Genomic DNA, 16,819 nt, shown 5'->3' with positions numbered 1-16,819 from the left:
CATTATGGAGAACAAACGCCGTCAGTTTTTGAAATCTGGCCTTGCCATCGGTGGACTTGGTGCCTTTGCTGCAGGCTATTCCACTACCACAAAACACATGATAGAAGGAGTGGTTGAAGGCACTGCAGGTAAGAAAACCCGTGATATTCACCACGGCAACTCACTGGAGCCAGAATACAAGGTCAATGACAAAGGCAACTTAATCCCAAACCCGAATCAACGCGTGGCACCGTCAATGTGTTTTGGTTGCTGGACGCTGTGTGGGCTAAGGGTACGCATCGATAATCGCAACGATGAAATCTTGCGAATTGGGGGAAATCCTTACCACCCCCTATCCCATCAACAGCACATTCCTTTCGAAACGCCAGTGAAAGAGGCATATCTGAGCATGGCAGGCGAATCTGGTTTAGAAGGACGCTCAACCGCCTGTGCTCGTGGCAACGGCATGTTGGAAGTTCGCAACAGTCCATATCGCATCACCCAGCCCCTTAAACGTGTTGGTCAACGAGGCGAAGGTAAATGGGAGCCGATCAGTTACGAGCAATTGATCGAAGAAGTGGTAGAAGGTGGCGACTTATTTGGTGAGGGTCATGTCGACGGCTTGCGAGATATTCGCGATCTTGAGACCCCTGTCGATCCGCAAAATCCCGAATATGGCCCGAAAGCCAACCAATTATTGATGACGAATGCGGGCAACGAAGGGCGTGATGACATCTTTAAACGTTTTGCCTTCAACAGCTATGGTACGCGCAACTTTGGTCACCATGGCTCTTATTGTGGCTACGCTTTCCGCGCAGGCAGCGGCGCATTAATGAACGATCTGGATAAGTACGCGCACTTGAAGCCAGACTTCGACAACGCGGAATACGTGATTTTTATTGGAATGTCGCCAGCCCAGGCGGGCAACCCGTTCAAACGTCAGGCTCGCCAACTCGCGAAAGCCCGTACTGAAGGCAACCTTGAATATACGATCATCACGCCGACTTTACCGGCAGGCTCTTCAAGCTTGGCGGCCGGAGACACCAACCATTGGCTGCCAATCAAGCCGGGCACCGATTCAGCGTTGGTTCTGGGCATGATTCAGTGGATCATCGACCACGAGCGCTACAACAAAACCTTCCTCGCTCAACCTGGCGTCAATGCGATGCAACGTGCAGGCACGGCGCATTGGTGTAACGCAACTCACCTAGTTATCAGTGATGAAAAACACCCTCGTAACGGCACCTTTCTGCGCGCATCGGATCTGGACATGTCATTTGAAGGTAAAGCATTATCAGACTCTGATCCCTATGTCATCGTCGATGCCCAAAGCGACGAATTCGGTTTACACACCCAAACAGATCCCGCGGCTCTGTTTATCGATCGCGACGTAACGCTAGCGTCGGGTTCTGTTCGGGTTAAATCTTCCCTGCAGCGTTTGAAGGAAGAAGCATTCAAATACGATCTAGATTTCTACAGCAAACAGTGTGAAATTCCAGTCCCTCAAATCATCGAACTGGCGAAACGTTTTACCAGTCATGGAACGAGAGCTATCGTCGATACCCATGGTGGCAACATGCACACCAATGGCTTCTACAATGCGTTCACCATTTTGATGCTCAATGCACTGATCGGAAACATCAACATGAAGGGCGGGGCCATGGCAAAAGCCGGCGGCTACCCAACCTCAGCCAATGGCCCGCGTTACGACTTCACCAAATTTGCCGGTAAAACCGCACCAAAAGGCATCTTCCTATCGCGCAGTAAATTTCCATATCACAAAACCAGCGAATACAAACGCCGCGTCGCAGCAGGAGAATCGCCATACCCAACTCGCGCTCCCTGGTATCCCATTTCGGCTCCGCTTCTGACCGAACACTTATCCGCCGCGGTTGATGGCTACCCTTATCGCGCCAAAGCATGGATCAACCACATGGCGAATCCGATCTATGGCGTACCGGGGCTGAAAACACTACTAGAAGACAAACTGAAAGACCCAAAGCAGTTAGGATTGTTGATCTCAGTCGATGCCTTCATCAACGAAACCACTGCCCTGTCAGATTACATCGTACCTGACACGGTCACTTACGAAAGTTGGGGCATGGCAACACCTTGGCATGGCGTGCCAGTGAAATCGATCACTGCGCGCTGGCCAATTGTTGAGCCCCGCACAGAAAAAACCGCTGACGGTCGCAGAATCTGTCTCGAAAACTTCCTGATTGATGTAGCAAAAAAAATGCAGCTGGGCGGTTTTGGTGACAACGCTATTCAGGGGAGTAACGGCCAATGGCACGGTATTCATTCTGCGGAAGACTTCTACCTGCGCTCAGCAGCAAACCTGGCGTATGTCAAAGGAGGCGTTCCGCCAGTAACTGCAGAAGATATTGCCTGGTCAGGCCTTGAGCGTCTACTGCCAAGCATGCAAAAAACACTGACTGCGGATGAAATGAAGCGCGTGGCATTTATTTTTGCCCGGGGCGGACGCTTTGAAAATGCAACCGAAACGTATAGAGGCGACCAGATGAAATACAAATGGAATCGTCCAATCGCGATCTGGAATGAACGTGTCGGCAGCGCAAGAAATACTATGACCGGCGAATTTTATACTGGCTGCCCAACGTGGCATCCTCAAAAACTCGCTGACGGTACACCACTTGAAACGCAGTACCCAAGCTCAGATTGGCCATTCAGCCTGACCAACTTTAAATCCAACATTCACAGTGCCGTGTCTAACCTGTCGCCACGACTGAACTCGCTCAAAGGTGTCAATCCGGTTTACATCCACCCGAGCGATGCCGAGCAAGCCGGCATCAAAACCGGTGACCCGTTTATCATCGAAACGCCTAATGCCAGCATCAAAGCGTTGGCCATGGTATTAACTGGGATTCGACCGGGAACCTTGGGCTTCGAACACGGCTTTGGCCATACCGAACTCGGTCAGCGTGCACATTGGATTGGTGACAAACAACAGCCTGCCAAAACCAACGGCTATGACGGCGTGAATATCAACGATATTGGCCTGATCGATCCAACCAGAGAAGGGAAAGGCGTCATGCTCGATTGGGTGGTTGGTGCCGCAGCACGTCAGTCTCTGCCAGCCAAAATTCGTAAAGCATAAGTCATAGCTCGGCACTTCAGCTAAAACTCTCGGCCTAAGGCGCTCTTTTCCTATCATTCGATGGAAAAAGAGCGCCTATCTTTTATCGTGTCGGTTCACAGTGTTGTTTCTGGATAAAAAACTGATACTAATGCAGTGTTTCAGACGGTTGAAGACCACTTCCCGGACGCCGATATCGTGATCCCGCCGAAAGTTAATACCTTTGCCGACGAGGCCCATCCCCCGATGAGGATGAGCAACATGGTTGCGTTATTTGCTTACCCAAACTGAAACGGACCCACCATTAACGGGGAAGTATGCCCAGCCATCGCTGTTCGTCCATACGCTTTCTGATCTGTTAGACAGATGATCTTTAAATTCGGTGCTCGCTTTACCTGCGTACATCCATTTACCACCACCTGCCGCATCGGTCATGATAACAGCCATGGACTGTGGATGTTCCAGATCGCCTTCACGCGTCCAGCCGATAATGTTCGGATCGTCCATATAGTTGTTTTGTTTACCGTAGGCATAATTTTTTCGTGCTGTGATTAACTCTTTCAGGTGCTTCACCGGTACCATATTGATGTCATGCCCTTTGTCCGTGTACTGTGCGCCATAGTAATCGGCATAAAAGACATTGGGGTAGCCTTCTTCTCTCAACAAAATGAAGGCGTAGGCCAACGGCTTGAACCACCAATCGACGGTAGATTCTAATGCCTGCAGCGGTTGCGTATCATGGTTTTCGACAATAGTAACAGCTTTAACAGGGTTATCTTTCATCAAGGTGCCGTCCATGAGTTGTCTCATATCGTAGTTACCACCGGATTTCGATGCCTGATAAAAGTTCATGTGCAACGGCGCGTCGAATAACGACATCGTACCTTGTGTTTTAGTGATGAAATTATGCAGATTATTAACGTTATAATTCCAATATTCACCCACAGTAAACAATTCTTTACCTGTTTTGTTTCGCAGATATTGGATCCATTCCTGTAGGTATTGATACTTGATGTGTTTTACTGCATCTAATCTGAAACCATCAACTCCCGTTGTATTGATATACCATTCGCCCCAATCCTTTAGCTCTTGCTTAACTTCAGGGTGATCCATATCTAAATCGGCATACATCAGGTAATCATAATTGCCTTTTTCTGAACTGACTTCCCAGTCCCACCCTTTGCCGATGCCTTTAAACTTAAATATTGCTTTTTCTTTGCCAGCATCATCCCAGTCTACGCCATCAAAGTGATACCAGGTCCAGTGAAAGCTGGAGTATTTATCGTTTCTTCCCGGGAAGGTAAAATCAACCCAGGCTTCAATCCATTTGTCGCCGATTTCTTTGTTTCTGTCGTCCCAGTCAACTTTCTTAGTATCTACCCATACTTTATTGTCCGCTCCTCCACGATGGTTGAATACAACATCACCATAGATTTGAATATTGTTTTTATGGGCTTCGCTAATAGCAGTAAGGTATTGCTCTTTTGTACCATATTTGGTTCGCACAGAATCTTTCTGATTAAACTCACCCAGATCATACATATCGTACACACCATAACCGACATCGGAATTACCGCCGGCACCTTTATAGGCGGGTGGCAGCCAAAGTGCCGTAATACCGTTTTGTGCAAGATCTGGTGCGTGATTTTGGACATCACTCCATAACGTCCCATCATTACTGTTGTACCAGTGGAAGTATTGCATCATGGTTCCGTTTTCAGATGCATTGACACTGAAAGATAGCAGCAGGGTAATAGATAAAGTCAGACCACGTTTAATTTTATAGCACGACATGTTTCATTCCTTTGTTTTAATTATTATCTCGCTTTATAAAGGATTGATGTGGCTCTTCATATATAGGCGTGGTCAATATTTGATCGACTTGTCATTCCGTGCAGTCATTAAGATCAGATTTTTGGGCTTGATGCCAATAATCCGATGGGACATTAAATAATTATAATTAACTTTAGTTTTAAGTCTTCAGATCAAGTGTAAACTCACTAACGAGTGACCACTTTACTATCGCTAATTTTCTCCAGGGCCTGCACCCTTTTCTGCTGTTTGTCATCAAACCACTGTCGTCGTAGCTCGTTTATACTGCTAACTTTCATCTCATTGTCTAACGAAGTGTTTTCTATGATTGACAGGCGTTCAGCCAAGTAATCCTTCACCTTCATATTAAAAATTACACGTTGTTGATCTAAGGCTTCCAGCCGGGCAGCAGCTTCTTGTCCTACCAACTCCTGCCTGACTAAAAAACGTTCCCGACTCTCCAAAGTGGTCGTTTGCTGTATGCTGCCTAATAGAGCCGCATTGCTAAATGCTTCTTTTATATTGGGAGACAGGTTATCAAGTTCAGCTTGCCACTGTTCGTATATTTTTTCGGGACTTCCTGCCTGCTGAGTTATTGTTAATTTTTTTATTGCCAGCTCACGTAGCATATTCTCATCGCTAAAAATTCTTTTGATTTCATCCGAAGTGAAAATTTGCTGTTGAAGTGCAAGCAATAACTGATGTAGGTCGCTTAAAGTGTTTAAATCGACATCGGTGTATTGTGGCGCAAACTCAAGTAAGGCTTGTTTGTAAGCCAGGTACTTTTCAAATAAAGCTTCATCCATCCCTTGTTCAAGCATTATATTTCTATTCAGTTCTGAATATGTTTTGAAATTTGCTTCAATACCAGGCAGATCTGACTCGCCGAGACCTGACAGCATGTACTCAAATAAATCCTTGGGGCTTTCGTTATCAACAGTTGTGTCGCCTTGAGAACGTACTTGTACTCCCGGTTTATCTATGTTGGTTAAATCCGATAACAAGACTACGCCAACAAGCAGCCCTATTACACCCACTATAGCTAACGTAGTCTTTTTCATGAATTACAGTCCTTGTAATTGAAGTCGATTAGCATGTTGGCGATACAGTGTAACCGGATCTGTTTCAAAAAGATGATGTATCCCAAGAAGGCCATTAATTTCATCAAGGTGATTCATTTTGTAATCATCACGAATCACTTTTCCAAGGTGTGAACTACAGTGCCCGACAAGGCCATCAGTAGGCTCGCTAAAAGCCAATCCCAAAATCGCCAGCGCCGGATCAATAGGATCCAACATATTGGTATAAGTTGAGCTTCCTGACCAAGAATAATAATAGACATCGTTACTAGCCAAGAATTCACCTTCACCGCATGCCGAGGTAGGTACGCCTTCCGGGTATAAAACATTAAACGCTAATGAGCCCTCAGTAGTCAGAGCCTCCAAAGAAGCTAAACCATCTTGCGGTAAATCTGAACCGCCAGATAACAAGCCGATGAGTGTGGTTAGGCCAGCCGCAAGTTTCTCGGATAAGCCTTCTACGACAGAGCCTTCTGGCACAACACCGCGTACAATATCAGCAACGGCCGAGCCTTTATTCACCCCACCAATACTAGTAACAGAAGCGACTAGTTCCGGTGAAACCGACGCTACATAACGGGCTGTCGGAGCCCCATGACTATGGCCGATAAGGTTAACTTTCTCAGCTCCGGTTACTGCAAGCACATTTTCCACTTGCTCCAGCAACTGCTCTCCTCGCAGTTCTGTACTGTTTGTTGCGGAAACTTGAGCAACATAGACTTTAGCGCCGCTTTTACTAAGCGCATATGGGATCCCGTAAAAGTAGTCGACACCTGCAAGGGTATCAAAGCCGAATAAGCCATGAACTAAAACGATAGGATATTGGGTTTCGGTGTACCCTTTAGTCTCAGCTTGTGCATAGTTAGAAAATGCCAGGGCAGTAAAAGGCAGTAAAACCAGTGTTATGAGTAGAATCAGATATTTTTTCACGTAACTTCTCCTTGTCAGTCCTCGGATGAGGTAAAGCAAGCTTAATTCCTTTTCAATTTGTCTATCTGTGATAACGTTCAAAAAGACTAATATGCAACCAGTAATGTAAGCTTACCGTTGCAAATAAATCTCTGTTTTGTGAATTCGAACTCATGATCTGTCCCGGCAGTTTCAGACACTGAATTAAGTGAGTAACATCCTTAATGAGGTGAATCATGACAAACAAGGAAAAACGCACTATCCATTCTGCTGATTTTAAAGCCGATGTATTAAAACTGGCCGAGAGAGTGAGTGTCGCTTCTGCTGGTTCAGATCGAAAATTTGGAAAGAAACATCTAGAACAGTTCGTGTTGAATATACAGAACTATATCAAAACGGCTGATGAGGAATCACTGAAGCAACTGCTACTCGCAACGGTTGATCGCAACTATATTAACTTAGCAAAAAAAATTGAATTCAATGGCTGTAATATGGCGATGATTTATACTATCGCAAACGCAAAAACGGGAACTGATTTCTCAGTTCCCGTTTTCATCATAAAGTGGCGGAGAGATAGGGATTTGAACCCTAGATACGCTATAAACGTATGCCGGTTTTCAAGACCGGTGCTTTCAACCACTCAGCCATCTCTCCAGTGCGGCGAATAATACAGACAGCTCGAAATAGTGTAAAGTTTTAATTTCCACATAAGTGACGATCGGGCAATAAACGAACAAAGTGGTCACAAGTAATGCCTACCGAAGAAGATTGTCAACCTTCCCCTCAGTTTACGGCTAACATCACATTTTGTATAAAAATTATAAAACCCCTATTAGTGTCATAATCATAAGAGTTTATTTTATCCTCGCTGTATAATTCAAAAATTAAAACCGAGCCAGAACAAATGCTCAGAGATTTATATAAAACATAGCAGTTGATATCTGCGAAAAATCAGCAATTATAAATACTCTTTATCACTTAGTTCTGTATATTGAAACCAGAACGACAGTATTCCATTTATATCTAGGGATTAATACTGACGTCAGATCGGAGGTATTACGCTTTAACTATAGTTATTACCGCCCGATCCAAATTAGCGTATCCGATTTTAATTATTAAGAAGGAGTTTATTTATGGCTAAACGAGTATCTAATAAACGTATCAGAGAAATCCTCAAAGATGCAAAATCTAAAAAGCAATCTTAATTGAGAATACGCTCAGAACAGATCCCTAACCGGTAATTTCCGAGAATGCTCTGAATCTTGATAACATCTGAAGGCTCTCCGCTACCGGCCGGCACGTGATGTGACCATGGTAAGTGTTGAGCCCCTTACCGAAGCCGTTATCCTTTCTTAATTCAGATATTCCTCCCGAGGCCAGGCGCAATACGTAATCTAAAGTGGCGCTGGTCAATGCTATTGTCGAGGTTCTCGGGTAGGCTCCCGGCATATTAGTTACACAGTAGTGAGTGACCCCCTGCTCCTGAAAAACCGGAGCAGAGTGCGACGTTGGCCGGGAGGTTTCAATGCATCCGCCCTGATCAATACTGACATCAACAATCACACTACCTGGTTGCATGGTGGCCACCATGGATTCTGATACCACGTGCTGCGCACGGCTACCCGGACACAACACGGCTCCTATCAATAGATCGGCGTCCAACAATTCTTTTGCAATCACCTCTGGCGACGACAAAACCACGCGAAGGTTTCCTGATATATCTTGCTTCAGTTCAGAGCTGCGGTCGGGGTGCCGGGTAAATATCACCACATTAGTACCCATTCCGGCGGCAACTTTCGCGGCATGACGACCGACAACACCATCGCCAAGTACAACGACCTTTCCGTAACGCTTGCCCATGACACTACCAAGCTGCATCCCTTTGCCTCCAGCAAATTTAGCCAGATAGTAGCTACCTATCGTGATTGCCATATTACCGGCAACAGCACTCATTGGTGCCAGCAAGGGAAGCTTTCCTCGGTCATTCTCAACAGTTTCGTAAGCGATAGCCGTCGTTCCGCCATTCAACAACGCCTCGGTAAGAGCTCGATCTACTCCGGCAAGGTGAAAATAGGTAAAGAGGATCTGACTTTTAAGGTAGGGATATTCACTTATCAGCGGCTCCTTGATCTTTAGTACCAGCTCACTATCCCAGGCAGTATCAACCGTAACGATCTGGCACCCAGCCGTTCGATAGGCTTCATTGGAAAAGCCAGAGCCATCACCGGCCCCCGTCTCGATTTTCACGGTATGCCCGGCTGCCACCAGTGCCTCTGCCCCGTTCGGGGTCAGGGCGACACGGTTCTCTCTGTTTTTTATCTCCTTGATAACGCCAATATCCATGCCGAAGACTCCTCAAAATTTATTATCTTTTGAGTGTAGAACGAATATTCATGAAGGCGACGGATATTCTAAGCAACCAATGGTAGAACTTAATCTGCCGAGGATAGGGCGATATCAATATAAATCGTGCGCAGCATGCTCGCTACTGGTCCTGGCTTACCATCACCAATTGGGTAATCGTCAATGCTGATAACCGGCCAGACAAAAGTGGTTGCAGAGCTGATGAATGCTTCTTTGGCCTCACAGGCCTCCTCTATGGTAAATCTGCGCTCTTCAATTTGAATACCAGCCTCCTCTGCCAATTTCAGCAGGCTTTTTCTAGTTATCCCATGAAGGACATCGTTACTAAGGTGGTGAGTCACCAACGTGCCGTCTGCGGTAACGATATAGGCATTGTTAGCGCTGCCCTCGGTGACATAGCCATCTTCCACCAGCCACGCATCGTCAGCACCAGCCGATAACGCGGCCTGTTTCGCCATACAGGGTGCGAGCAGACCCACGGTTTTAATATCTCGCCGTTTCCAGCGGATATCGGGCAATGAAATAACTTTAATGCCTTTTTCCGCTTTCGGGCTTTCCAGCAAAGAGCGAGCCTGAGTAAATAAAACTAAAGTTGGCTTAGTCTCTGCGGGATAGGCAAAATCACGGTCACCGGCATTACCACGGCTAAGCTGAAGGTAAATTCCCCCCTCTTCAAGATTATTTAATCTGACCAGCTCTTTTTGGATAGACGTCAACTTTTCAGCCGTCACCGGCAGCTCTAAATCCACCTCGTCACAGGAGCGCTTCAGGCGCGCCAGATGGCCGGCGTTATCCACTAATTTTCCATCCAGCACAGCAGTGACTTCATATACCGCGTCAGCAAACAAAAAGCCCCGGTCAAAGATAGAGATCTTCGCATCCGCTTCGCTGACATATTTACCATTCAAATAAACAATGCGTTCCATAATTTGTTCCCTCTTATTCTATTTTTCTAGTACAATTTTGTCCATTTAACGAAACTTTAACCCCATAAGCCAGATTGAAATACCTGCATTTTTTGCTGAGTGAATTCAAATCCGTTTTCCCTGTCAATATCAAGCAGCAACGGCCCATCCAAATCGACTATTTGCCCCCCTTGAGCCACCACAAAAGCCGGAGCCATGGCCAGAGAAGTGGCAAGCATACAGCCCACCATGATTTCAAAACCCGCTTGTTCGGCTTCGTGTTTAAGTGCCAGAGCTTCAGTCAGACCGCCGGTTTTATCGGTTTTGATATTGATCATTTCATAACGGCCAATCAACGCCGGAAGGCTCTGCCGATCATGGCAAGATTCATCGGCGCATAGGGGAATTGGATGCGGCAACTCAGCCAGTATGGCGTCTTCTGCGGCCGGTAAAGGTTGCTCGATCATCGTGACACCCAGCTTAACCAGTTCTGGAACCAACGCTTGATAAAGTGCCGGAGTCCAGCTCTCATTGGCGTCGAGAATAATTTTTGCCTTGGGTGCACCTCGACGCACCGCAGCCACCCGATCCAGATCGCCAGCACCGCCAAGCTTCAGTTTCAGCAAGGGGCGAGCTGCATGCTCCCGTGCAACAAGTTCCATCTTGGCTGGGGTGTCCAAAGAAAGTGTGTAAGCACTAACCAAAGGCTCCGGACTCAACCCCAGACGTTGCCAAATTGACATACCGGCAGCTTTACATTCCCAATCCCAGAAAGCACAATCCAGCGCATTGCGCGCTGCACCTGCTGGAAGCAGCTCCTGCAGGTCAATCCGATCAAGCCCAGCTTCAAGCTGAGGGATCACCTGTTCCAGCTGGGCCAATACCGTGGCCACCGATTCACCATAACGACTATAGGGTACACATTCACCTCGACCGGTTATGCCCTGCCCTTCCAGCTCGACGATAACCACGTCAACTTGGGTTCTGCTTCCCCTGGCGATTGTAAAGCTGCCTCGGATCGGCCAGCTTTGGGTATAGCGTCGGATTTTCATTTCATTTTCTCCCTTCGCTGAGTTGATCGATGATGCGATCAACCCCTTGGCGAAATGGGTCTACGACAGGAAGCCCTAATTCGGTTTCGATTTTATCCATAATGTAATTTGCTTCAGCGGCTTCAAGCTGGGAAGTATTGACCGAAACCCCAACAAAACGTACATCAGGGTTGGTCAGCCTCGCGGTTGCCAAATTGGCTTGCATACAAGCTTTTAGTTCAGGCAGGGCATAGTCGGGTAAACCCCGCATGTGGGTTCGGGTGGGTTCATGGCACAGTACCAGCGCATCGGGTTGAGCACCGTGGATCAACCCTGTCGTCACGCCAGCAAATGACGGGTGGAACAGAGAACCCTGACCTTCAATGATATCCCAATGATCCGCAACATTATCCGGAGTGATAACTTCGACCGCCCCAGCAATAAAATCCGACACCACACAGTCGACACTGACACCGCCCCCGTTGATCAAGAGCCCTGTCTGACCGGTAGCGCGAAAATCGACATTCATGCCGCACCGGCGCATCTCTCTTTCAATTGCCAGCGAGGTGTACATCTTACCGCAGGAGCAATCAGTACCCACTGTCAGCAGACGCTTGCCCGTACGCTTACGGCCATTGGCCACCGGAAAACTTTGGCTCGGATAACGAACATCGAACAGCTGACGGCCAGCACGGCTAGCGCAGTCAACCAGCTCGGGAATATCATTCAGGCGATTGTGCAGGCCTGCAGCCAGATCCATCCCCGCGTCAAGCGCTTCAAGCAAAACACCCAGCCACTGTTCAGAAATGATGCCTCCGCGGTTAGCCACTCCAACCACTAAGGTTTTCGCACCAGCATCGCTTGCCTCAGTAATATCCATATCCGATAGCCCGCAGTCTGCCTGACAGCCAGAAAGGCGATACTGACCGACACAATGTTCCGGGTGCCACTGTTTGATCCCCTGAGCAACTTTGGCGGCAAGAGGATCGGCGGCATCACCAAGAAATAGCAAGTAAGGCTTTTTAAGTTCCATGTATATCTCTCCTGAAACATAACTAAATGTTTGTCTCCATCGTTTCAATTCGAACAATAGAAACCGGTTATTCCCTCAAACACTTACCAGCAAGAACCGTGACACTTTTGTCCATGGGGCAATATTTATTTCCAAAAACCGTCCTAATCACACCATGACCTAATCAGAATGGCTGAAAATTTTCAGGTGGTCATACTGAGCTTTACTCTTCTATATAACACCACACTATAAAGAGCTTTATTCTTTATGAGCGACAATAGTTAGAATATGTATCTAATATGATTATTGTGAATTTTCATACTGGAAAAATCGATTTCTTAGCTTGATATTTTTTGGATGACGGATATAAATTTGAAGGCAGAAACGCCATCATTGCCGTTATTGTTCGGATTTAATGTACCCTTCAATAATTCTCTCTCGACAGCATAAATTAAGTTAATTATCTGGCTTTATTGAAATACACCTGGTCTTTTAACTATCACTTCTCACTCAATTAATGCACTAAACTGATGCAAATGTATTTTTATAGTGCACCATATAACATTATGCAAAGAGGAACTGCCTGATAATACCGAGGCCAGAATGTCACCAAGCCCAGACGACAATCAGTATTACACTGGCAGTGCAGCCGCGAGCAAATCACTACTATTGGCGGCTTATGGCGTGCAGAACAACTTTTATCACTATTTAAGATCCAACTGAGGTTGATATCAAAAATATTCAAACATATTCAATTGAAACACCTCTTCAATTTCCCCCATATCCCGTACTTTATTTTTGATTCTATTTGTTTTGGCCTGTTTATTGCCTTTTACTACAAGTACTTCATCGTGATTTTGCAACCACATAAGCAACAACAGGGAGTAAGTATGGTAACTGCTGAAGCCGTGATCAATCTGCAAGCCTTGCACCACAACTACCAGAGGCTAAAAAGGTATTGCCCGAACAGTAAGCTGATCGCGGTTCTCAAAGGGGATGGCTATGGCCATGGCGCCAGCCAGATTGCGAAAGCCTTACCGGCAGCAGACATGTTTGCCGTCTCTCGCCTAGAAGAAGCGTTATCACTCAGAGCTGACGGGATCCAACAACCAATCTTGTTGCTAGAAGGCTGCTTTTGCTCAGAGGACTTAATCATTGCCGCCGAGCAAAATTTACAAACCGTTGTTCATCACCCAGAGCAGCTCGCCGCGCTGGAGTCAATGCAACTAACAAGACCAATCAAAACCTGGTTAAAAGTCGATACCGGGATGCACCGCCTTGGCGTACATCCCGATGAACTTTCAGGCTACGTGGCGCGATTACAGGCTTGCGATAATCTTGACGGTGAGCCGGGGTTTATCACCCACTTCAGCTGCGCCGATGAGCCGGATTCAACAACCACCCTTGATCAACTACACCGTTTTGAAAAGTTGACCCGGGCATTTCCCGGAGAGAAAACCCTCGCCAACTCTGCCGGGGTTTTATTCTGGCCCAATTCCCACTTCGATCAGGTTCGTTCAGGGATCGCGTTATACGGTATCTCACCAAAGCGTAATGGATCTGGTGCTAAGCAAGGTTTGCGCCCAGTGATGACGTTACGATCCCGGCTGATCGCAGTCCGTTCTCATCAACTCGGCGAACCCGTTGGCTATGGCGAAATCTGGACTTCACCACGTAATACAAAAATTGGCGTGGTGGCCATGGGATATGGTGATGGCTACCCGGGGTCAGCGCCCGAAGGTACCCCCGTATGGGTTAATGGCCGTATCGTGCCCATTGTCGGTCGAGTTTCTATGGATATGCTTACGGTCGATCTTGGCCCGAATGCCGATGATAAAGCCGGCGATTCGGTGATCTTCTGGGGTACCTCAGAGCTGCCCATTGAAAAAGTCGCCACGCATATTGGCACCATTGCCTATGAGCTGGTGATCAAACTGACAGGCAGGGTTTTCAAACACTATCAATACTAATCAATTCAATGACTCATATAAGAAAAAGGGGAAATTATGCTTATATTTTCTGATGCAGAAACAGCACCTGCCACTGGTTTATTTGAGCACCTTGTCAATGTAGAAGACAGGATACAGAGACAACAGGATTGGCTGAAACGTTACTCACAGCCCTTAGTGACATTCACGATTAATATTCCGGGGCCAGCAAAAAACACTTCTCAGTCAAAGACGATATTCGAGCAAGGGATTGAAGCACTTACTCTCGCTTGCGCCGATCGTGGTTGGTCAATCACGACAAGGCAAATACTGCATAAAATGACCGGCCCAGAAGCCATTTTTATTATAGATGCGCCTTCAGGCACCCTTTTAAAAGCCGCAATGATAAAAATTGAGCATGGACATCAGCTCGGTCGGCTCATGAACCTGGATGTCTTAGATACCGATGGGCAAACCATTTCACGTTCCGGCTATCAGATGCCGAAAAGAAAATGCCTTATTTGCGGTAAAGAAAAAACGATTTTCGATCGTTTTCACCATCATGATCTCGATGAACACCTCAAAAAAATCAGAGCGATGGTAGAGCGTGTTTAAGCTTACAGCTTCGTATTATTGTGAATCTCCGGGAAAGGAAAGATGACCCTATCGCGAAAATGGCCAACGCGATCAGAAAGAAGGGCAATTTACAAACTATCCTGGGATCAGCGGTTGATGAAACCTCTTGTTCACAAGCTGTGATCAAGAGGCTGTCTTCTGGCGGCCCTTTGGGGCATTCTATACCGTTACTGATGTTGATAAGATACTATTATCGTCACCGTAGTTATTTTTGATATAGCCATCGGCTTTTGGATCATTTTCCCACAGGCTTTCATTTATAATATAACGAAATTGATAGCTCTGATTTTTCGGCAGCCTAACTTTAACGTTATAGGTTTTTGTTTTTTTATTTAGCTTCATCGGTGTTGCTTGCCACTGATTAAAATCAGCAGCAAGAGCAATATTGTTAATATCCCCCTTAGGCCATTCAAATGTCACTTCTACTTCATCTTTAGTTTTGAAAAATCGTTTTTTGATCACTTTAAATTCCTTCTTAAATTTTCTTAAACCATAAAATAATAACCAAGTAAAATTAATACATCAACCGTTCTTTAAGTCACATATATGAACGCCCATTTTAAGTTCAACCTAACGTTAGAAGTGTCGCTATTTCACCCTCTTTTAATATTACTCACTATTTTGAGCTTTCATTGCTATAGGTTGGTGCATCAGATATTTACGATTGAAACTAAAATGGTGCAGGTGTGCACTGTTATGGTCGTGCGGCAAACCTCAATAAAATAATGACATTCCTTATATTTCATTAAATTTAAATTTTATAGTTAATCACTCCTAACACCCGGACATTATCGGAATAAAACTCTAAACACTGCACTATTCATGATTCTGGTATTTTCATGGCATAACGATTGCAAAATAAGAAACAGGAAACAGGAAACAAAAACCACCTATTTATGAATAACAAAACACAAACAATAAAATCAGTGGAGCCCGTAATTCATATATGAAAAACCGCTTAAACATAAACACTACCTTGTTCAAAAAAAGACAGGATGTCACCATGAAAAAAACAGTAAAATTATTTTCTGCATCTTTGATTACATCATCATTATTAATGGCTGGAGTCGTCTCTACAGCATATGCTGGTACTCCAAGTGATTCGGCAACATTGGCCAAGATTCAATCAGCCGGTATCTTAAAATGTGGCGTCAGTACCGGCTTACCGGGCTTCTCTAGCACCGATGCTAAAGGTAAGTGGGAAGGCATTGATGTGGAATTTTGCCGAGCCGTCGCTTCTGCCGTGTTGGAAGATGCTACTAAGGTACAGTTTATTCCACTGACGGCAAAAGAACGTTTTACGGCTCTTCAGTCCGGTGAAATCGATGTACTGTCACGCAATACCACTTGGACACTGCAGCGTGACAGCGCCTTGGGTATCAACTTTGTCGGCGTGAACTACTACGATGGTCAGGGCTTCATGGTTGATAAAGATCTGGGGGTAACCTCGGCCAAAGAACTTGATGGCGCGTCTGTGTGTATTCAGTCGGGTACGACCACCGAATTAAATCTGGCAGATTACTTCCGGGCTAACGCCATGAGCTTCAAGCCTGTGGTATTTGATACGTCAGATCAGACCGTTAAAGGCTTTGAAGCGGGTCGTTGTGACGTACTGACTTCTGACCAATCACAGCTTTACTCTCTGCGTATAAAGCTCGCTGATCCGACATCAGCAGTTGTTCTGCCTGAAGTGATCTCAAAAGAGCCGCTGGGTCCCGTGGTTCGACAAGGTGATGACAAATGGTTCAACATCGTGAAGTGGACACTGAGCCTGATGGTGAATGCGGAAGAATATGGTGTGTCTACGCAGAATATTGAAACTATGATGAAATCAGACGATCCCAATGTCCGCCGCCTGCTTGGGTTGGATGGTCCTAAAGGTACGGGTCTTGGCTTGAGCGATGATTGGTCTTATCAAGTCATTAAACAAGTGGGTAACTACGGCGAAAGTTTTGAACGTACGGTTGGCACCGGTTCACCGTTGAAAATTGCTCGTGGCTTGAATGCGCTATGGGTTGATGGCGGCATTATGTACGCTCCCCCGGTCCGCTAGCCACGTAAATTTAA

The 16,819-nt window shown here is 46.1% G+C and carries 12 protein-coding genes and 1 tRNA gene; 4 read left to right on the top strand and 9 right to left on the bottom strand.

Going from position 1 to position 16,819, the window contains the following annotated elements:
- The first annotated feature begins 4 nt into the window (after positions 1 to 4).
- Complete coding sequence (locus R3289_RS03590; RefSeq protein WP_318924122.1) at positions 5 to 3,097, top strand: tetrathionate reductase subunit A; 3,093 nt, start codon at positions 5 to 7, stop codon at positions 3,095 to 3,097.
- Between the two features lie 249 nt (positions 3,098 to 3,346).
- Here R3289_RS03590 and amyS read toward each other — a convergent pair whose 3' ends face one another.
- The 8 genes from amyS to dgcN form a co-directional block, all read right to left on the bottom strand.
- Positions 3,347 to 4,870: an alpha-amylase gene (gene amyS / locus R3289_RS03585; protein WP_318924121.1), complete on the bottom strand. Its 1,524-nt coding sequence runs from the start codon at positions 4,868 to 4,870 to the stop codon at positions 3,347 to 3,349.
- 206 nt (positions 4,871 to 5,076) lie between these two features.
- Positions 5,077 to 5,949 carry a lipase secretion chaperone gene (locus R3289_RS03580; RefSeq protein WP_318924120.1) on the bottom strand — a complete coding sequence of 291 codons (873 nt, stop codon included), beginning with the start codon at positions 5,947 to 5,949 and terminating at the stop codon, positions 5,077 to 5,079.
- A 3-nt stretch (positions 5,950 to 5,952) separates the two neighbouring features.
- On the bottom strand, positions 5,953 to 6,897 hold the full coding sequence (locus R3289_RS03575; protein ID WP_413466664.1) for a lipase family alpha/beta hydrolase: 945 nt from the start codon (positions 6,895 to 6,897) through the stop codon (positions 5,953 to 5,955).
- A 542-nt stretch (positions 6,898 to 7,439) separates the two neighbouring features.
- Positions 7,440 to 7,530 (bottom strand) — tRNA-Ser (locus tag R3289_RS03570).
- Positions 7,531 to 8,106: 576 nt separating this feature from the next.
- Positions 8,107 to 9,219 (bottom strand): alanine dehydrogenase, encoded by a 1,113-nt coding sequence (ald, locus tag R3289_RS03565; RefSeq protein ID WP_318924119.1) that lies wholly within the window; start codon positions 9,217 to 9,219, stop codon positions 8,107 to 8,109.
- A gap of 89 nt (positions 9,220 to 9,308) precedes the next feature.
- On the bottom strand, positions 9,309 to 10,166 hold the full coding sequence (locus R3289_RS03560; protein ID WP_318924118.1) for a D-amino-acid transaminase: 858 nt from the start codon (positions 10,164 to 10,166) through the stop codon (positions 9,309 to 9,311).
- A gap of 56 nt (positions 10,167 to 10,222) precedes the next feature.
- Positions 10,223 to 11,197, bottom strand: a complete 975-nt coding sequence (gene dgcA / locus R3289_RS03555) for an N-acetyl-D-Glu racemase DgcA (protein ID WP_318924117.1) — start codon at positions 11,195 to 11,197, stop codon at positions 10,223 to 10,225.
- A 1-nt stretch (position 11,198) separates the two neighbouring features.
- Complete coding sequence (gene dgcN / locus R3289_RS03550) at positions 11,199 to 12,209, bottom strand: N-acetyltransferase DgcN (protein WP_318924116.1); 1,011 nt, start codon at positions 12,207 to 12,209, stop codon at positions 11,199 to 11,201.
- Between the two features lie 869 nt (positions 12,210 to 13,078).
- On the opposite strand from dgcN, the gene alr reads away from it, so the two are divergent.
- On the top strand, positions 13,079 to 14,158 hold the full coding sequence (alr, locus tag R3289_RS03545) for an alanine racemase (protein WP_318924115.1): 1,080 nt from the start codon (positions 13,079 to 13,081) through the stop codon (positions 14,156 to 14,158).
- Between the two features lie 36 nt (positions 14,159 to 14,194).
- Complete coding sequence (citX, locus tag R3289_RS03540) at positions 14,195 to 14,731, top strand: citrate lyase holo-[acyl-carrier protein] synthase (RefSeq protein WP_318924114.1); 537 nt, start codon at positions 14,195 to 14,197, stop codon at positions 14,729 to 14,731.
- Between the two features lie 180 nt (positions 14,732 to 14,911).
- On the opposite strand, the gene R3289_RS03535 is transcribed toward citX, so the two are convergent.
- Positions 14,912 to 15,214 (bottom strand): isoamylase early set domain-containing protein, encoded by a 303-nt coding sequence (locus tag R3289_RS03535; protein WP_318924113.1) that lies wholly within the window; start codon positions 15,212 to 15,214, stop codon positions 14,912 to 14,914.
- 541 nt (positions 15,215 to 15,755) lie between these two features.
- Between R3289_RS03535 and R3289_RS03530 the strand changes: the two genes are divergently transcribed.
- A complete protein-coding gene (locus R3289_RS03530) occupies positions 15,756 to 16,805 on the top strand; it encodes an amino acid ABC transporter substrate-binding protein (RefSeq protein WP_318924112.1) in 1,050 nt (349 codons plus the stop codon).
- The last annotated feature ends 14 nt before the right edge of the window (positions 16,806 to 16,819 follow it).

Origin of the sequence: Photobacterium sp. (genome assembly GCF_033720175.1) — a bacterium.
In the GTDB taxonomy this organism is placed as follows: domain Bacteria; phylum Pseudomonadota; class Gammaproteobacteria; order Enterobacterales; family Vibrionaceae; genus Photobacterium.
This window is presented reverse-complemented; position numbering and strand designations above follow the sequence as displayed.